The sequence below is a fragment of the Flavobacterium rhizophilum genome, from assembly GCF_046000485.1.
Taxonomy (GTDB): Bacteria; Bacteroidota; Bacteroidia; order Flavobacteriales; family Flavobacteriaceae; genus Flavobacterium; species Flavobacterium rhizophilum.
The window spans coordinates 252,763-271,875 of record NZ_JBELQB010000004.1; the positions used below are offsets into that span (position 1 = coordinate 252,763).

The following is a 19,113-nucleotide window of genomic DNA, read 5'->3' on the forward strand; positions in this document are numbered from 1 at the left end:
AAATCAAAAGTACTTAATTTAATCAGCCTTTTTTATACAAATACTGTAATTAAAGTTAAAATAGCAGTAGCAATTATTATGCCCCATGCCATCATATCTTTTTTTAATCGCAGCAGCAGGAAAAATATTAGGAGGTTAGGTATTGCGCCAATGGTAATTACTTTACCCATTACGCCCTGAGACTTAATCGCAGTGATAGTATCGTTTAGGTTATTTCCTGTAGTAGATTCCACATATTTTAGGTATAAAAATATGCCTAGTGATGCAATAACAAGTCCAATAATTATACCAATGGCAACCTGTATATATTTACTTAGTTTCATTTAATTTCCACGAATTTAATTGTTGTATGGCATGATGTGCAGTTAGGTCAAACTGAACCGGTACTATGGAAATGTAGCCTTTTTCCAGAGCCCATTCGTCAGTGTCTTCGCCATTGTCAAGATTTACAAATTTTCCGGTTAGCCAGTAATAATCACGTCCCTGAGGGTTTTGTCTTTTGTCAAACTCCTCCATCCACATGGCTTTTGCCTGTCGGCATATTTTAATGCCCTTAATCTCATTTTCCTTCAGTTTAGGGAAGTTTACATTAAGGATAACACCTTCCGGCAATCCGTTAGCAAGCACCTGTAGGGTTATTTTTTTTATAAACGATTTAGCTGGTTCAAAGTCGGCATTCCAGTTGTAATCCAGTAATGAGAAGCCTATGGCAGGTATACCTTCAATACCGGCTTCTACAGCGGCACTTAGTGTTCCCGAATAAATTACATTTATGGATGAATTGGACCCGTGATTAATACCCGATACGCATAGGTCGGGTTTTCTGTCCAGTATTTCGTTTACGGCAAATTTCACACAGTCTACCGGGGTTCCCGAGCAGCTGTATTCGCTGTCAACATCGGGATCAATGTTTATTTTATTGATAGATAGTGTGCTGTTTATGGTTATGGCGTGACCTGTAGCAGATTGTGGACTGTCAGGCGCCACTACCACAACATCACCTATAGTTTTCATTACCGATATTAATGCTCTTATTCCGGGCGCGGAAATACCGTCGTCGTTAGTAACCAGTATTAGCGGTTTTTTCTTCATGCTTTTAGTAAAATCAAAATAAGTATTGTACTTTTACGTTAGCTAAAATAAGCATTTTTGCTTTCGTGCCCTTTATTTTTATTGAAGTTAACTCATGCCGTTTGAATTTTTGGCACGCTTTTTTATACAGATTACATAATGAAAGCTATTTTGGAATTTATGAAAAGAAACTATAAAATACTGATGTTTGTTGCCGTACTTGCGGTGGCACTACTTAGTTTTATCCCCGGGAAAAAAGAATCAGATCCAGATAAGGACAAGCTATTACTGGAACTTATAACATTTGTTATTGAGAAAGGACATTATGATCCGGCTGCTATAAACGACGATTTCTCTAAAGGAGTATATAAAGATTACATAGAAGGACTTGATCCTTCTAAACGTTTTTTCCTACAGTCAGATATTGATGAGTTTTCGAAATATGAAACTCAGATTGATGATATGATCAATACTCAGAATCTTGCTTTTTTTGATCTTACTTATACTAAACTGGTACAACGATTAAAAGAGTCTGAAGATATCTATAAAGATATACTGGATAAACCTTTTGATTATAGTATTGATGAAACTTTTGATGCCGATTATGAGCATAAGCCATATGCTAAATCTAAAGAAGAACTAAAGTTACGTTGGGAAAAACAACTTAAACTTTCTGTGCTTTCATCTATAACAGATAAACAAAAGGTACAGGAGAAAAATCTTGAAACCTATAACAAGAAATCGGCTGAAGAAAAAGAGAAAGCTGAAAAGCCTGAAATGAAGTCTTTTGATGAGCTTGAGAAAGAAGCACGCGAATCAAGCCGTAAATCACTAGATCAGTATTTTGAGTTTATTGACGATCTTACCCGTGATGAGTGGTTTAGCATTTACCTTAATTCTATTGTAGAGAGGTTTGACCCACACACGTTCTATTTTGCTCCTGATGATAAGGAGAAGTTTGATACCAGTATGAGAGGTTCTATTGAAGGTATTGGTGCTAGGCTGCAAAAGAAAAGTGATTATGTAGAGATATCTGAACTTATACCTGGCGGTCCTGCCTGGAGGGGTAAGGAGCTTGAACAGGGAGACCTTATTATGAAAGTGGCACAGGGTGAAGAGGAGCCTGTTGATATTGCAGGTATGCGTCTTGACGATGTGGTTAAGAAAATTAAAGGCCCTAAAGGGACTGAGGTTCGCTTAACGGTTAAAAAAGTAGACGGTAGTATTGAAGTTATTCCTATAGTGAGAGAGGTAGTAGAGATTGAAGAGACCTATGCTAAATCGAGCGTTGTAGAGAAAGACGGCAAAAAATATGGTATCATTAACCTGCCTAAGTTCTATATTGACTTTGAAAATAAAGATAACCGTGATGCTGCTAAAGATGTTAAGCAGGAAGTTATCAGATTAAAAGAATATGGAGTAGACGGTATTGTTATCGATTTAAGGAATAACGGTGGTGGTTCACTTAGAACTGTTGTAGATATGACAGGTTTATTTGTGCCGGAAGGACCTGTTGTTCAGGTTAAATCGTCTAACAAAAACAAAGAGGTTTTAGAGGATAAAGGTACTAAAGTAGAGTGGGACGGACCGCTTGTGGTTTTGGTGAACAACTTCTCGGCTTCGGCTTCAGAGATTTTTGCTGCGGCTATTCAGGATTATAACCGTGGGCTAATACTAGGTAGCAGGCATACTTATGGTAAAGGCACCGTACAAAATGTAATTGACCTTAACCAGTTTGTTAGAGGTAACTCAATGGGAGACCTTGGTGCGCTTAAAACTACTACACAGAAATTTTACAGAATTAACGGTGGTTCTACTCAAAGAGAAGGTGTTTACAGTGATATCGTAATGCCGGATAGGTATGCTTACCTGCAAATGGGTGAACGTGATAGCGAAACGGCTATGCCTTGGGATAAAATAGATGCAGCTTCATATAAGCCGTTTAAAAATAATTATGATTTAGTAATTGCTAAAAGCAATGACAGGATTTCTAAAAATGAGCAGTTTAAGCTTATTGACGAAAATGCAAAATGGATTGACGCTAAAAAAGATGACAATCAGTTTGACCTGAATATTGATAAATTTAAGGCAGAGCTTAAAAAGACCGAAGATATTACCAAAAAGTTTAAAGCTATTTCTGATTACAAAAACGGACTTGAGTTTAAACCGCTTCCATACGAACAGGCAATTTTTGATAAAGACCCTGCTTTTGCAGAGAAAAAAGAAATATGGTATGAAAGTCTTGCTAAAGATGTTTATGTTGAAGAGGCAATAAACGTACTTGGCGACATGCAGGATAAATCAGCTAAAACAGCGGTTACCCTTAATAAAAAAGAAAAACCTATTAAAACACGATAACAGTTTTAATGAGTAGAAATAATCAATCCCTCACAATTTTAGCGCTCCAAAAGTTTAAAAAGAACTTTTGGGGCGTTTTAAGTTTATCATTCATTTTGATTTTGGTATTTATCGCTGTGTTTGCTTATGTATTTGCACCTGATAGTACCAAAAATGCCAACTGGGGAGATTTGTCTATTCATTCTAAGTCACCGGGCTTTAAAGTAGAGATGCTTACACTGCCTGTGCAGGGAAAAACGGAGAAAACATACCTCTCTGATTATTTTAAAGGGAAAGAGTTTATTCAGCCTAAAGTGCCTATACTCGGATACGAGATAAAGGGTGATAGCCTTACTTATACCGAATATGCCAATGATTCTGATCTGGCTGTAAACAAAACAGTTCCGCTTACGATATTTGGTACAAATGACCCCGAAACTATTAAGGCCAATTTTATAAAGGAGCAGAAGTTTATTCTGGGGACCGATAGTCAGGGCAGGGATTTGTTAAGTAGGCTTATTGTTGGTTCAAGAGTATCTATTGCCATTGGTTTTGTAGCCGTATTTATATCGCTCATTGTGGGGATATTTTTTGGTGCCATTGCCGGATTTTTTGGTGGTAAGGTAGATGCTTTTGTAATGTGGCTGGTAAATATAATCTGGTCTATACCTACACTGCTTTTGGTAATAGCTATTACACTGGCTTTAGGAAAAGGATTCTGGCAGGTTTTTGTAGCTGTAGGGCTTACTATGTGGGTAGAGGTTGCCCGTGTGGTTAGGGGACAGGTTATGAGTATTAAACAAATGCAGTTTGTAACAGCTGCCAAGGCTTTAGGATATAACAATGTCAGGATAATATTTAATCATATACTGCCTAATAGTATGGCTCCGGTTATAGTAATATCGGCTGCCAATTTTGCTTCGGCAATTCTGGTGGAAAGCGGGCTTAGCTTTTTAGGGCTTGGAGCACAGCCGCCCGTGCCAAGTTGGGGAGGTATGATTAAAGATCACTACAACTATATTATTTTAGGTAAGCCCTATTTGGCATTAGCGCCAGGTATAGCCATGTTATTATTGGTGCTTGCCTTTATGATGGTGGGTAATGCCTTGAGGGATGCACTTGATGTGAAAGCCGAGTAGAAAGATCTTACCACTCATTAACCTTATTAGCATCCAGTTTTATAAATATAAACAGTAGGGTAGTAAAGGCAAATAAGCTTGATCCTCCATAAGAGAAAAACGGAAGCGGTACACCGATAGTTGGGAAAAGCTTTATAAGCATCGCTATGTTAACAAAAAAGTGTGTAAACAGCAATGCTGCCACACAATAGCCATACGTTCGGCTAAAGCGTGATTTTTGCCTTTCTGCGAGGTATAGTATACGTAGTAGTAGGGTTACAAACAGTACGATTACAACCATTGAACCTGCAAATCCCCATTCTTCACCTACAGTGGTAAAAATATAATCAGTGTGCTGTTCGGGCACAAACTTACCTTTGGTTTGTGTTCCTTCTAGGTATCCTTTACCTGTCCAGGAACCCGATCCAATAGCAATCATCGATTGGTTCAGGTTGTAACCTTCTGCCTGAATGTTTACATTCTTGTCAAAAAGTACATTGATACGGTCTTTTTGATGTTCTTCCAGTACATTGTTAAAAACATAGTCTACCGAGAAGGTAAAGCCTATCATCGTGATTAAGGTTATAGCATAAAGAAATATGTTTCTTTTGTTTTTCCTGTTCAGTACATAGTGGATAATAATTCCGGCAATAATATAGACTACCAGAAACTGTAATTTTATAAGTAATGCCAAAAGGAATAACAATATTGCAAAAAAGCCTGTCCATAAATACCATGACGGTAAGCCTTCACGGTGCAGTACAAAAGCCAAGGATAAAAATATCATGGCACTACCGGCATCGGGCTGCATCATGATAAGTAATACAGGCATTGCTATAATACCAAAAGCTACCATTTGATTGTTGGTAGTCTTTAAATTTATCTGTACATCACTCAGGTATTTAGAAAGTATAAGTGAAGTGGCTATCTTGGCAAATTCAGATGGCTGTATACTAAAGCCTCCAAAGGCATACCAGTTGGTTTGCCCCTTTATTGTTTTACCGGCTACAAACAGTCCGGCAAGGAGTATGAGTGAGAGTATGTAAAATATAAGGGAATACTTCTCATAGATTTTAGCATCGAGCATTAGTATAACGCTTATCAAAGGGATACACATCATTATGAAAAGCATTTGCTTACCATAAATTTCGCTCAGGTCAAAAATGGAACCGGGGTTAGTAGGTAGCGAAGCAGAGTATATAGTCATCCAGCCCAGTAATACCAATGCAGTATAAAGGAAAATTAAAGGCCAGTCAACATTATTAATTACACTCTGGTTTCTCATTACTTGTTATTATAGTATCCGTTTATAACTTTATCATATTCTTCTTTAAGCCCCTGTGTAAGCATTTTTGTTTCCAGGTCCTTACGTGTTATTTCGCCCTTAAGGTATTTCTCTATCATAAGGCTGGCAATAGGTCCTGCCCAACGTGCACCCCAGTATCCGTTTTCAATAAATACAGCGATAGCAATTTTAGGGTCGTGCCTTGGGGCAAATGCTACAAATACCGAGTGATCCTGTAGTTTTACCCTTTTACCGTTGATTTTGGCATAGTTCTCTGCTGTACCCGTTTTACCACAAATTTCAATCCCTTCAACACGAAGGCTTTTTGCAGTACCTAAGTTATATACATCATACAGCCCGTCTATAACAGGTTTGAAATACTCTTTGTCAATAGTGGTTACATGCTTGGTGGTAAACTTGTCATCAATTTTACCATCCTGAATACTTTTAATAATGTGAGGGGTATAATAATAACCCTCGTTAGCTACAGTAGCCATCATGTTTGCCAGCTGGATAGGGGTCATTTTAATCTCACCCTGCCCAATAGCGTTTGATATGGTGGTTGTACTTCTCCATCCGCCATTAGGATAGTAGCGGTTATAGTAATCACCATCAGGTATTAACCCTCTTCTTCCCGGAGGGAGGTCATAGCCTAAAAAGTTACCAAGCCCGAAGCTCTTTAAATGGTTGCTCCACGCATCCATACCGTCTTTCGGTTTGTCGTACTTATCTATAGTTAGTTTGTAGGTACTCGCAAAGTAGGTGTTACAGGAGTTATATATACCGTTATGCAGTTTTGACGGACCACTATCGTGGCACTTCATAAACGCTCCGCGACCATAAAAGAAACCGTGGTGGCAAATAAATGTGGTGTTCTCATCAATTACTTCTTCCTGTAGTCCTATAAGTCCGGTAAGTATTTTAAACGGAGAGCCCGGGGGGTATTCCGCTAAAAGTCCACGGTCAAATAGGGGTACAGCTATAGTATCTCTGGATAATTTGGTGTAGTTCTCTGAGCGTTTGCGCCCTACAAGTATTGCCGGGTCGTAACTAGGAGCGGTAACCAATGCCAGTATTTCACCGGTTTTAGGTTCGATAGCAACAATACCGCCGCGCTTTTCAAACATTAGTGATTCACCATATTTTTGAAGTTCGGCATCGAGTGTTAATGTGATATCCTTTCCTTTTACGGCAATAGTATCATACATACCATCTTTAAAAGGTCCTATTTCCCTTCCAAACCGATCTCGCTGTATACGTTTTACACCTTTAACACCTCTAAGTACGTCCTCATACATTTCTTCAACTCCCTGTCTCCCTATAAGGTCGCCGCTTTTGTAATATGGATTTTTTTGAATAATATAATCATTAACCTGCTGGATGTAGCCAAAAACATTGGCTGCTTCGTTTACCTGATAATCTCTTAGTGAACGTTTAACAATGTCGAAACCTTTAAAACGTCGTATTTTTTCCTGAAAAGCGGCAAACTCTTTTTTGTTCAGTTGAGCTAAAAAGATAGAGGGTAGTCTTGGGCTGTATACTTTAGCCTTTTCAACTTTTCGTATAAACTCTTCTTTTGTAATGCTTAGAAGGCTGCATATTTCAAGCGTATCAGTATCCTTCATTTCATTTGGGGTTACCATAATGTCGTATGAAGGTTGGTTAGCTACCAGTAGCTCTCCGTTACGGTCGTATATATAACCTCGCTCAGGGTATTCGTATTTTATTTTAACGGCATTGTTATCCGATGCCTCAATGTAGGAGTCGTCAAGTATTTGTAAATAATAAAGTCTGACTGTTATCAGCAGCGCTGCAGCTATAATTATGGCTGGCAGTAAAATCTTTCTCATTGTTTGCCCGGCTTAATTAAATAAATTATGGTAATACACAGAATTAAGGTGAAAGCAGTTGTTGCAACCGTTCTTATCAGGGTGTCTATGATAAGAGAGAACCTTAATAACTCCAAAAGATATAAAATTAAATGGTGTGTTACAACTGAAATCAGAATAAATGAAAAACGTTCGGGCGTAAGGCGGTCATTTATTCTTATGGTTTGATATTCGTAACTGATACCGAATGAAAATCTAAAAAAAGCGGGCCTGAAGTAGGCTAAACAAACACAGGCAGCCGCATGTGGTCCTGATGTGTTTAAAAAGATATCCTGAGTAAGTCCTAAAAAGAAAGCAGTAATAAGCAATACGGCTTTATTGCCGTTAACAGGAAATAAAAGGATATATAATATATACGGAAATGCGGTGTAGCCAAACAGTTCCATTTTGTTGAAAACAAGAATCTGTGCTGCCATCAAAAGGACAAATCGTGATATGTTGCCTATAACTGTGCTATTCATCTCCGGTACGGGCTTCCAGGTCTCTTATCTCCTGTAAGTCTTTGTTTTCTATAATGTATACGTGGTCAAGGTTAGTCATGTCATTAAACAGCCTAACACTTAGGGTGTAGTAATTTGTTTTGGTATCCCTGAAAATATTTTCGATTTTGCCTATTGGAATATTTTCCGGGAATATTACCGATCTTCCACCAGTTACAATAGTGTCACCTTTTTTTACAGATGCCAGTCTTGGTACTTCGGTAAGCTGGGCATAGCCTGTATTTTTTGCATCCCATTTCAGGGTGCCGAAGTGGTTACTGCCTTTAATTTTGGCATCCAGCTTAAATTTTAAGTTTAGTATACTGATTACCGTGGCATAATTTTTTGATGTATTCTCTATTATACCTACAACACCTAAGCTGCTTACAACCCCCATGTCCGGCTTAACACCGTCGTTAGTACCGCTGTTAATTGTAAGGTAGTTTTCGTAATTGTTGTAAGAGTTGGATATTACTTTAGACTGTATAACGGTAAAATTATCCAGTCCCTGTGGTTTCTGTATAACTGGAATATCGATAGTATCCTGACTGTTGTATAGTAATTGTTTTAATGTTGCGTTTTCGGTAGCAAGCTTGTCGTTTTGTTCTTTAAGGCTGAAATACTGTTCTACGTCGTTTATTTTTTCGTAGGTATAGCCAGATATAGCGTTAGCCGATGTAACAGCCCTGCTCCTGTGATAGTAGTGGGACTGAAATACCAGCGATAACGATATGCCTAAAAGCAGCAAAAACAGTAATAAGATACTGTTTTTAAATATAAAATTAAATATTTGCTGCATGAACTATTGCTGTTTATTTGATAAGTATGCTCCTGAATTTCTCGATGTTTTTAAGTGCCATTCCGGTACCGCGTACAACCGCTCTTAACGGGTCTTCGGCGATGTAAACCGGCAAGTCTGTTTTTTGTGATATACGCTTGTCAAGTCCTCTTAACATCGAACCACCACCTGCAAGGTATATACCGGTATTATAAATATCGGCAGCAAGCTCAGGAGGAGTTTGTGAAAGTGTTTCCATAACAGCATCCTCAATACGCTGGATAGACTTGTCAAGGGCTTTGGCGATTTCACGGTATGAAACATCAACCTGTTTTGGCTTACCTGTTAAAAGGTCACGACCCTGAACAGACATTTCCTCCGGTGGAGACTCAAGGTCTTCAAGGGCAGCACCAATCTGAATTTTGATTTTTTCGGCAGTTGTCTCACCAACAAAAAGGTTATGTTGGGTTCTCATGTAGTAAACAATATCGTTAGTGAAAACGTCACCCGCAATCTTAACCGACTTGTCACATACAATACCGCCCAGTGCTATAACAGCAATCTCGGTAGTACCACCACCTATATCTACAATCATGTTACCCTTAGGCTGCATGATATCCACACCAATACCTATGGCCGCAGCCATAGGTTCGTGGATTAGGTATACTTCTTTACCGTTTACCCTTTCGGCAGATTCTTTTACTGCACGCATCTCCACTTCGGTAATACCCGAAGGGATACAGATAACCATGCGAAGGGCCGGTTGAAACAGTTTCTTTTTTAAAGCCGGAATACTTTTGATAAACATTTTTATCATTTCTTCCGATGCAGCAAAGTCTGCAATAACCCCGTCTTTAAGCGGACGTATGGTTTTGATGTTTTCATGGGTTTTACCCTGCATCATATTGGCTTCTTTACCAACGGCAATTATTTTACCGGTAACACGGTTCCGCGCTACTATAGACGGGCTGTCAATAACAACTTTGTCATTATGTATAATCAGGGTGTTTGCGGTACCAAGGTCAATCGCAATGTCCTCGGTCATGAAATCAAAAAATCCCATACTTTTTATTCCTCAGGGTTTAGTTTATTTAAAATAAGATGCACAAACAAAAATAACAAATTAATGTTTAAAATGACGTGTTCCTGTAAATACCATTGCAACATTATTTTCATTGCAGTAGTTTATACTCAATTCGTCTTTAATTGAGCCTCCCGGTTGTATTACAGCAGTAATTCCTGCCTGCTTAGCCATTTCAACGCAATCCGGGAACGGGAAAAACGCATCACTTGCCATTACAGCGCCGTTAAGGTCAAAGTTAAATGAGTTTGCTTTTTCTACAGCCTGCCTTAAAGCATCTACACGAGACGTTTGTCCGGTACCGCTGGCAAACAGCTGTTTGTTTTTAGCAAAAACGATGGTATTGGATTTTGTATGCTTACAGATTTTTGAAGCAAACAGCAGGTCTTCCACTTCCTGCTCAGTAGGTGAAGTTACTGTAACGGTTTTTAAATGCTCTTTATTATCTGTAATATTGTCTTTATCCTGAACTAATAATCCGTTTAAACATGTTCTAATCTGTTTAGCAGGTAGTTCCACTTCATTTTGGATTAAAATAATTCTGTTTTTCTTTTCCTGAAGTACCTCAAGGGCGTCATTGTCATAAGCCGGAGCGATAACAACTTCACAGAAAAGCTTATTAATCTCATCGGCAGCAGCCTTGTCTATTTTTGAGTTAGAGATAAGTACGCCTCCAAAAGCAGAAGTAGGATCGCCTGCAAGAGCGTCAAGATACGCTTCTTTTACATTACTTCTTGTAGCCAAACCACAAGCATTGTTGTGTTTAAGTATAGCAAACGTAGGGTCGTCGTTTTTAAATTCCTGCATTAGGTTAACGGCAGCATCTACATCAAGAAGGTTGTTGTATGATAATTCCTTACCATGAAGTTTGCTGAACATCTTGTCAAACTCGCCAAAGAAGAAACCTTTTTGGTGAGGGTTCTCGCCATAGCGAAGTACCTGCCCGTTAGCAATACTCTCTTTGTAGTAAGTATCGTCTGTGTTAAAATAATTGAATATAGCAGTATCGTAGTTTGAAGAAACGTGGAATGCTTTTGTAGCAAGTAGTCTTCTTTCCTCGATTGTAGTACCACAATCGTTTTTAGTAATCATATCTAAAAACAGGCTGTACTCCTCTACAGAGGCAACGATAACAGTGTCTTTAAAGTTTTTTGCCGCAGCACGGATAAGTGAAATACCGCCAATGTCGATTTTTTCAATAATATCGGCTTCAGGAGCTCCCGATGCAACGGTTTTTTCAAAAGGGTACAGGTCAACGATAACCAGGTCAATTTGCGGGATATCGAATTCTTTCATCTGCTGTACATCCGATTCGTTGTCCTGACGGTTAAGAATGCCTCCAAAAACTTTTGGGTGTAATGTTTTTACTCGTCCTCCAAGTATTGAAGGGTAAGAAGTTACGTCTTCAACGGCTACAACCGGTATGCCTAAATCCCTGATAAAAGATTCTGTTCCTCCGGTAGAATAGATGGTTACTGAATGTTGGTGTAGTTTCCTTACAATAGGTTCTAAGCCGTCTTTATCAAATACAGAGATAAGGGCCGATGAAATGTTTTTTACTGTGCTCATTTTGATGCGTGTTCTAAAGGTGCAAAAGTAGTTATTGTATGGCTAACATTCAAAGAGATATAACATATAATTTTATGTTTTTTTTATTTTAATGTTTTTAGTTTTTAGGATTTTGCGAAAAAAATATTGAATTTTACACAACTCAATAAAAAATGTTATGCTGTTATACCTGCGTTTGCTTAGAGAAAGCCTCGGATTTGCCCTAAATGCACTTAGGAACAACAAGCTGCGTACCTTTTTGTCGCTGCTTGGGGTTACCATAGGTATATTTTCTATTATTGCCGTTTGGGCTGCTGTAGACTCTATGGACAGGCAAATTAAAGAACAGCTTAGCAGTGTGGATAGGAATACCATGTATTTAAAAAGGTTCTCTTTTGCACCCAGTAATGTTCCAAGGTGGAAAAGGGATCAATTCCCGGATGTTACTTATGCCGAATACCAGTACTTGAAAGAATCGGTAACGATGGCTGATAAGCTGGCGTACCAGATTTTTACAAACAGGGAGGTGGTAAAGTATAATGACAAGTCGGTTAGTGATATAAATGTGGTTCCGGTATCTTATGAATTTACCGACATACAAAAGCTTGATATATCTAACGGTCGCTTTTATAATGAGGCTGAATCGGTTTCCGGTACGCCTGTTATTGTGATTGGGTATGAAGTGGCCGATGCCTTGTTTGGAAGTGTTGATCCTGTTGGGAAAAAGATAAGAATGTATGGTCAGAAATTTACCGTGATTGGTGTTTTGAACAAGCAGGGGCAGGGGAGCTTTGGAGAGAATAATGATACTGCGGTGTTTATTCCGGTTAACTTTTTACGTCGTAAATACGGGGATCATAATGATTTTATGACGCCAATAATTATCATAAAGCCGAAGGCCGGATATACGGGAGAAGAAGTTAAGGCTGAAGTGACTTATAAGTTAAGGAGCTACAGGGGTATTAAAGCCGGTGAGATTGATAATTTTATGATTGATATACTTTCGGGTTTCACTGATTTTATTGATGATATAGTGTTTAATCTTAACCTGGGAGGTGGTATAATAGCCCTTTTCTCTATTATTGTGGGAGGTTTTGGTATTGCTAATATTATGTTTGTATCGGTTAAGGAACGAACTAATCTTATAGGTATACAAAAAGCACTTGGAGCAAAAAGAAAGTTTATATTACTTCAGTTTTTGTTTGAGGCTGTAATACTTTGTGTAATTGGCGGCTTGGTAGGTATGGCACTCGTGTGGGTAATAGCGGCTGTTTTAACCAAAGTGCTGGATTTTGAATTTGTGTTAAGTGCGGCCAATATTATTTGGGGTGTGAGTATATCTGTAGCTATTGGGCTTGTTTCGGGGATATTGCCTGCGGTTTCGGCATCAAGGCTGGATCCTGTAGAGGCTATAAGAAGCGGAATGTAATTATAAAAAAGTACATATAAAAAAACCCTGCTATGCAGGGTTTTTTGTTTATTTATCGTATCGGTTGATTTTGAATAAGGTCAAGGTACAGGTTAATCTTGTCTTTAAGTTCTTTACGAGGAGTGATAAAGTCAAGGAAACCGTGTTCTAATACAAACTCTGCAGTTTGGAATCCTTCAGGTAGGTCTTTACCTGTAGTGTCTTTTACTACACGCGGACCTGCAAACCCGATAAGAGCTCCCGGTTCTGAAATGTTTACATCTCCAAGCATTGCGTATGATGCAGTTGTACCACCTGTTGTAGGGTCTGTACATAAAGAGATGTAAGGTATTTTAGCATCTGCAAGCTGAGCAAGTTTAGCCGATGTTTTAGCAAGCTGCATAAGTGAATAAGCAGCCTCCATCATTCTTGCTCCACCAGATTTTGATATCATAAGGAATGGAATCCTGTTTTTGATAGAGTGATCAATTGCACGTGCAATTTTCTCACCTACCACAGCTCCCATAGATCCGCCAATAAAAGCGAAGTCCATACATGCTATTACGATGTCTTTTCCTTTAGATTTTCCTACTCCGGTTCTAACGGCATCTTTAAGTTTTGTTTTTTCCTGAGCGTCTTTTAAACGATCGCCATATTTTTTGGTGTCCACAAACTTAAGAGGATCCTTTGATGTCATATCGGCATCAAGTTCTTCATACTCGTTATTATCAAACAGTATTTCAAAATATTCCTTACTGCCTATTCTAACGTGGTATCCGTCTTCAGGGCTTACATAAAAGTTTTTTGCCAGTTCTTCGGCATCAACAATTTTACCGGTTGGTGATTTGTACCATAATCCTTTAGGTACATCCTTCTTGTTCTCGGTTGGTGTTTGTATTCCTTTTTCCGTTCTTTTAAACCAAGCCATTTTACAAATATTAGTTAGTTATACGGCCCTAATTATTATAGGGTATTAACGTTGTTCAGGTCTTCAAAAGCTTTTGCAAGCCTTGCATTAAAGGTAAGTTCTCCTTCACGCATCCATTTTCTAGGATCGTAGTATTTTTTGTTTGGAGAATCGACCCCTTCAGGGTTACCTATTTGAGTTTTAAGATATTCAATATTTTTAGAAACATAGTCACGGATACCTTCTGTAAATGCAAACTGAAGGTCAGTATCAATGTTCATTTTGATTACACCATAAGTGATTGCTTCCCTGATTTCTTCAAGTGTAGAACCTGAACCACCGTGGAAAACAAAATCTACAGGGTTAACACCAGTGTTGTATTTATTCTGAATGTAGTCCTGAGAGTTTTTAAGGATTTTTGGTGTAAGTTTTACGTTACCCGGTTTGTATACACCGTGTACGTTACCAAAAGCAGCGGCTACAGTGAATCTGTTAGAAACTTTGCTTAATTCTTCATAAGCATAAGCTACTTCTTCCGGCTGAGTATATAGTTTAGAGCTGTCTACGTCAGAGTTATCTACTCCGTCTTCTTCACCTCCTGTAATACCTAATTCGATTTCAAGGGTCATGCCCATTTTGCTCATTCTCTCAAGGTATTTTTTAGAGATTTCTATGTTTTCCTCAAGAGGCTCTTCTGATAAGTCAATCATGTGAGAGCTGAAAAGTGGTTTTCCTGTAGCTTTAAAGTGTTCTTCGCTGGCATCAAGTAAACCGTCTATCCAAGGTAATAAGTTTTTAGCACAGTGATCTGTGTGTAATATAACAGTAGCTCCATAAGCTTCTGCAAGTGTATGTATATGTTTTGCTCCTGCAATAGCACCTAAAATGGCTGCTTTCTGTCCGTCGTTAGATAATCCTTTACCGGCATTGTAAGATGAACCGCCGTTAGAGAACTGAATAATTACAGGTGCTTTTAATTTTGCAGCTGTTTCAAGTACCCCGTTTATTGTGCTTGATCCCGTTACGTTTACAGCAGGTAGAGCAAATCCTTTTTCTTTAGCGTACTTAAAGATCTCCTGAACCTGATCTCCGGTTGCAACCCCGGGTTTAATATTATGAGCCATTTATTTAAATTTTTTATAATTAATTTACAAAAATAGTATTTTTAAATTTAGAACGGATAATTAATTCCGACATTTAGGACAGAGTGGGAGAAATTATATTCTTTAAACCACCTGTCGTTTACCTCCCTGCCAGGGTTGTATGTTTTGAAACCAAGATCCAGACGGACTACAAAGAAATTAAAATCATATCTAAATCCAAAACCCGAACCAAAAGCCAGGTCACGGAAGGATTGAATACCGTTAAAGGTATAGTCTTCGTCTTCCTCGTTGTCAAAAATATTCCAAATGTTGCCCACGTCACCAAAAACGGCTCCGTTTAACTGCCCGAATATATTAAAACGCAGTTCGGCACTGTAAGCCATTTTAAAGTTGGCTTCATTAAAGTCGTTAGGACTTCCGCTTCGGCCCGGCCCAAGGCTGTAAGATTGCCAGGCTCTGTTGTCGTTAGATCCACCTCCAAAGTAACTTCGTGTAAACGGAATTGAGTTAGAGTTGCCGTAAGGGATGGCGATACCAAAAAATGCCCTCATGGCAAGTACTTTTCCGCGCCTAAGGTCAAAGTGTTTTATAAAGTCGAATTCTGTTTTTACATACTGGGAGTATTCCACATTTACAAATGTTCTTCTCCCGTTTTCGTTCATGTTTTTATCACCCTGTAATTTGGAAAGCAGTGTAAGGAAGTTACCTGCTGTTTCCAGTTTGGTTTTAAAGATGAAAAAGGTGTTGTCTAAGAGGTTCTCTTTTGTACTTGTGGTATAAGTAAAGTTTGAAGCAAATATCAGGTTGTTTTCTGTAAGCCTTTGTCTTCTTTCTTCAAGGCTGTTAATACTTTTGTAGTCTTCGTTACTTACTGTTATGCTTTCATTTTTAACGTCGTTTATAAAACCATTGGTTCCTGACTCGATAATAAGCTCTTCTGCTCCTGTATCCGGATTGGTAGTGAAATAATCAGGGTTAACCTGCGACTGGTACTGCAATGCATAACCATTTAATCGTGAGTATGACGATTGGTATACGTTAAAATAATTTTGCGGGTTTACATTACGGATGTATTGTATGTTAAGCAGGTCCAGTTTTGCGGTAACGTTTCTTTTAGGTGTCCAGTTGTAGTTTAATATTCCGGTAAAACTCTCTTTGTCCAAACCGATGTTTTGCTGCCTGCTGATACCAAAACTCATAGTTGTAGAAGGTATCATTTCCTTACGGATTACCCTGTCGGTATTGATAGGGAAAAATATTCGCGGGAAGGTTAGTCTTAAGTCGGCACCATATTCAAGGATATTGAAGAAAGAGCGGTCCTTAATAGCCTGATCCCTTGAAGAACCTATGTTACCTCTTGTACTGATACTTAATACCTCGGCTCCTCTAAAAACATTTCTGGCAGATAAGGTAACATTACCCTGTATACCAAAATCCTGAATGTTGGAGTGGTTAAAGTCTACACTGGTAGAAAGATCAAACTTATCTTTTGGTTTAAGGTAAATATTTGTAATAAGTGATGTTCCTGTAGAGTCGTTAGGGTCTACATCATAAATTATTTTAGGGTAGTAAAATACACTAAGGTTAGAGAGGTATCTGTAAGTAAGTGTGCGCCTAAAATCGGCATACGTACTACCCGGAGTAACAAATACAGGGTCGGTCAAAGCTTTTGGCCTGTAGTTAAGTTTTCCGTTACTGTATATGTTAAAACCCTTATAGGTTGTACTGTCTATAACAGGGTTTTCTTCGCCGTTTGGATTTTCGGTGTATATATTTACCTCCTTAACAGTGTAAATTTTAAAAGGTCTTGTGTAGGTAGAGTCCTGAGTTCTTATAAGCTCATCGGTAACTAATAATTCTACGTTTGCTTTGTAACCGGTTCCAATTGTGTCTATGTTGTATGAAACATAGTTAGGCTGGAAGTTGTATACCCCATGGTTTAGGAAATAGTTTGTTATCCTTTCGCGCTCTCCCGAAAAATCACTTTGGTTGTATTGTTTGCCTTTTTTGATAAGGGACTTTTCTTTCGTTTTTTGGTAAAGTGAGTCCAGTACCGGGGTTGCAATTTGGGTAGATATAGAGTCTACTATGTAAGGTTTTCCGGTATTTACTGCATAGCTTACTTTTGCTTTTTTATCACCTATGCTGTCTATTTTATAATCTACTTTGGTGCGGAAATATCCCTGTCTGAAAAAATGTGCTCTTAACCTCGAAGCCGATCTTTGTGTGCGTTTTTCATCTACAATAACAGGAGGTTCACCAACATTTTTAAGAAAACTACTCATGCCGGCAACCAAAAATGACTGTCCTAAGCGTTGAACCTGCTTGTCTGAAAGTAAGGCAGTGTATCTTTTGCGACGGTTAGGCTTCCTGTCCAACCATGCCTGATAAGATGAATCAGGATTAGGAGTTGCCCAGTTGTACATGTGCAGCCTGATGTTAAGTCCAAGTACATCGCTGTTGGGTAACTGGTATAGCTGATTGGTTACATCCTCGTCATTTACTTTTTTGTCGTTTACGGTTATATTGGTTTCACGCAATAACTGTTTATCGTCAGGAACCCTTTTTGTCAGGGAACATGAAAATAAAACAGAAGCGGTTAATATAATAAGTGCTATTTTTGTTATCTTATTTCTCAAGGGCAGGGCTCTAAATCGTAATTCAAAAATACATTTTTTATGGTTAGTAAAAACCAAATTAAGACAATAACGGGTTTACAGCAAAAAAAATACCGAAAGGAGCATAAAATGTTCATTGCAGAAGGTGTTAAAGTAGTGGAAGAACTGTTAAACTCACATTTTGAATTACATCAGTTATTTACCACACAAAACGATTTTAATACTATTCCTCAATCAAAAAGGGTAGAAGTGACTGATGCCGAGCTGAAAAAAATTAGTGCCCTAACCACACAAAACACCTGTTTAGCTGTTTTTTTTATTCCGGAAGAAAATGATGTATTGCCTGATGGCGGACTTATAGTTGCGCTCGATGAGGTGCGTGATCCCGGTAATTTAGGTACAATTATAAGAATGTGTGACTGGTTTGGAGTAACTCATTTAGTGTGCTCTAAAGGATGTGTGGATGTCTACAATCCAAAAGTGGTGCAGGCTACAATGGGGTCCATAAGCAGAGTGAACGTTGTTTATACTGATTTAGAAGAATATCTTAAAAATACGTCGCTATCTGTATATGGTACTTTTATGGACGGAGAAAACATTTATACCCAGCAACTCCCTGAAAACGGTATTGTTGTTTTTGGTAATGAGGCAAACGGAATATCAGAAGCTATAGAGCAAACCGTTACCGATAAAATTGCTATACCACGTTTTGGTGCCATGCAAAAAACGGAAAGCCTGAATGTGGCTACAGCTACTGCAATAATATTAAGCGAGTTTAGGCGCTCTTTTAGTGGAAAGTAAAGTTAATTAAAATAGCCCTTGTTTTCATTGAGTTTATGTTTCCTGTCCACGGGCTATTGGGGTTGTTGTCGCGAATAAGCTCGTCGTTAAGCCCAAATACTCCTCTGATAGATGGTGAGAACTTAAAGTACTCCAGGTATAAATCGATACCAAACCCTATTTCATAGTTGGTAGTCCATTTTTTCATCCTGAAAGTTCCTGAGTAGTTATCGTCAAGAGATGAAGCATTACTTGAAAGGTTTAGTGTTTTTGAGAAACCTCCCACAAGGTATGGTTTTATATTTCCTGTTCTTTTTGCAGAAAATTTAAGTAATAATGGGAAATGGATATAAGTCGATTTTGCCTGTCTCAAAGCATCGCTCTGGCGTTCAATATCAGGGTAGGTAAGGTCTCTTTGAGTGTAATATAGTCCCGGTTCAAAACGAAGGTCAAGGTGTTCCATGATCCTAAGGTTGCCTACAAGTCCTACATTGAATCCGGTAGTTTGTTTTACTACAATGTCAGCACCCGGATCATCTATATAATCCATTTTAAAGCCATAGCTGTTAAAGCCTAAAAAATAACCCCAGTGAACTCTTTGTTTATCAAAATTCTCAAGGTGTATAATTGGGTCTTTACCAAATATTTTAAGCTGGGCATGACCTTGCATACCACATATAAGGATAAGGTATATTAAATATCTTTTCATTG

General features: G+C 38.4%; 16 protein-coding genes. 4 read left to right on the top strand and 12 right to left on the bottom strand.

Annotation, left to right across the window (positions count from 1 at the left end; genetic code table 11):
- Positions 1-32: 32 nt before the first annotated feature.
- Both ABS768_RS06950 and surE read right to left on the bottom strand, forming a co-directional pair.
- Positions 33-323 carry a hypothetical protein gene (locus ABS768_RS06950; protein ID WP_408074229.1) on the bottom strand — a complete coding sequence of 97 codons (291 nt, stop codon included), beginning with the start codon at positions 321-323 and terminating at the stop codon, positions 33-35.
- A complete protein-coding gene (gene surE, locus ABS768_RS06955) occupies positions 310-1,092 on the bottom strand; it encodes a 5'/3'-nucleotidase SurE (protein ID WP_408074230.1) in 783 nt (260 codons plus the stop codon). The genes ABS768_RS06950 and surE overlap by 14 nt, the downstream gene beginning before the upstream one ends.
- A gap of 138 nt (positions 1,093-1,230) precedes the next feature.
- On the opposite strand from surE, the gene ABS768_RS06960 reads away from it, so the two are divergent.
- On the top strand, positions 1,231-3,429 hold the full coding sequence (locus ABS768_RS06960; RefSeq protein ID WP_408074231.1) for a carboxy terminal-processing peptidase: 2,199 nt from the start codon (positions 1,231-1,233) through the stop codon (positions 3,427-3,429).
- Between the two features lie 8 nt (positions 3,430-3,437).
- Positions 3,438-4,547, top strand: a complete 1,110-nt coding sequence (locus tag ABS768_RS06965; RefSeq protein ID WP_408074232.1) for an ABC transporter permease — start codon at positions 3,438-3,440, stop codon at positions 4,545-4,547.
- A 7-nt stretch (positions 4,548-4,554) separates the two neighbouring features.
- Here ABS768_RS06965 and rodA read toward each other — a convergent pair whose 3' ends face one another.
- Genes rodA through purH form a run of 6 tightly spaced genes read right to left on the bottom strand, consistent with a single transcriptional unit; the run spans position 4,555 to position 11,607 of the window.
- The gene (rodA, locus tag ABS768_RS06970; protein WP_408074233.1) at positions 4,555-5,811 is read right to left on the bottom strand and encodes a rod shape-determining protein RodA; all 1,257 of its coding nucleotides are present in this window, start codon (positions 5,809-5,811) and stop codon (positions 4,555-4,557) included.
- Positions 5,811-7,661: a penicillin-binding protein 2 gene (gene mrdA, locus ABS768_RS06975; RefSeq protein WP_408074234.1), complete on the bottom strand. Its 1,851-nt coding sequence runs from the start codon at positions 7,659-7,661 to the stop codon at positions 5,811-5,813. Before mrdA ends, rodA begins: the two co-directional genes overlap by 1 nt.
- Complete coding sequence (locus ABS768_RS06980; RefSeq protein WP_408074235.1) at positions 7,658-8,161, bottom strand: rod shape-determining protein MreD; 504 nt, start codon at positions 8,159-8,161, stop codon at positions 7,658-7,660. The genes mrdA and ABS768_RS06980 overlap by 4 nt, the downstream gene beginning before the upstream one ends.
- Positions 8,154-8,978: a rod shape-determining protein MreC gene (gene mreC, locus ABS768_RS06985; RefSeq protein ID WP_408074236.1), complete on the bottom strand. Its 825-nt coding sequence runs from the start codon at positions 8,976-8,978 to the stop codon at positions 8,154-8,156. Before mreC ends, ABS768_RS06980 begins: the two co-directional genes overlap by 8 nt.
- A 13-nt stretch (positions 8,979-8,991) precedes the next feature.
- Positions 8,992-10,020 (bottom strand): rod shape-determining protein, encoded by a 1,029-nt coding sequence (locus ABS768_RS06990; protein ID WP_035133962.1) that lies wholly within the window; start codon positions 10,018-10,020, stop codon positions 8,992-8,994.
- 60 nt (positions 10,021-10,080) lie between these two features.
- Positions 10,081-11,607: a bifunctional phosphoribosylaminoimidazolecarboxamide formyltransferase/IMP cyclohydrolase gene (purH, locus tag ABS768_RS06995; protein WP_408074237.1), complete on the bottom strand. Its 1,527-nt coding sequence runs from the start codon at positions 11,605-11,607 to the stop codon at positions 10,081-10,083.
- A 157-nt stretch (positions 11,608-11,764) separates the two neighbouring features.
- On the opposite strand from purH, the gene ABS768_RS07000 reads away from it, so the two are divergent.
- Complete coding sequence (locus ABS768_RS07000) at positions 11,765-13,015, top strand: ABC transporter permease (RefSeq protein ID WP_408074238.1); 1,251 nt, start codon at positions 11,765-11,767, stop codon at positions 13,013-13,015.
- A 52-nt stretch (positions 13,016-13,067) separates the two neighbouring features.
- Here ABS768_RS07000 and accD read toward each other — a convergent pair whose 3' ends face one another.
- From accD to tamL, 3 genes are read right to left on the bottom strand one after another with little or no spacing between them, the layout of a single operon-like run.
- Positions 13,068-13,922, bottom strand: coding sequence for an acetyl-CoA carboxylase, carboxyltransferase subunit beta (gene accD, locus ABS768_RS07005; RefSeq protein WP_408074239.1), 855 nt, complete (start codon positions 13,920-13,922; stop codon positions 13,068-13,070).
- 35 nt (positions 13,923-13,957) lie between these two features.
- The gene (fbaA, locus tag ABS768_RS07010) at positions 13,958-15,025 is read right to left on the bottom strand and encodes a class II fructose-bisphosphate aldolase (RefSeq protein ID WP_408074240.1); all 1,068 of its coding nucleotides are present in this window, start codon (positions 15,023-15,025) and stop codon (positions 13,958-13,960) included.
- A 47-nt stretch (positions 15,026-15,072) separates the two neighbouring features.
- Positions 15,073-17,643 carry a translocation and assembly module lipoprotein TamL gene (gene tamL, locus ABS768_RS07015; RefSeq protein ID WP_408074241.1) on the bottom strand — a complete coding sequence of 857 codons (2,571 nt, stop codon included), beginning with the start codon at positions 17,641-17,643 and terminating at the stop codon, positions 15,073-15,075.
- Between the two features lie 39 nt (positions 17,644-17,682).
- Between tamL and ABS768_RS07020 the strand changes: the two genes are divergently transcribed.
- Positions 17,683-18,423, top strand: coding sequence for a TrmH family RNA methyltransferase (locus ABS768_RS07020; RefSeq protein ID WP_408074242.1), 741 nt, complete (start codon positions 17,683-17,685; stop codon positions 18,421-18,423).
- On the opposite strand, the gene porT is transcribed toward ABS768_RS07020, so the two are convergent.
- On the bottom strand, positions 18,410-19,111 hold the full coding sequence (gene porT / locus ABS768_RS07025; protein ID WP_408074243.1) for a type IX secretion/gliding motility protein PorT/SprT: 702 nt from the start codon (positions 19,109-19,111) through the stop codon (positions 18,410-18,412). The genes ABS768_RS07020 and porT overlap by 14 nt on opposite strands.
- Positions 19,112-19,113: the final 2 nt, after the last annotated feature.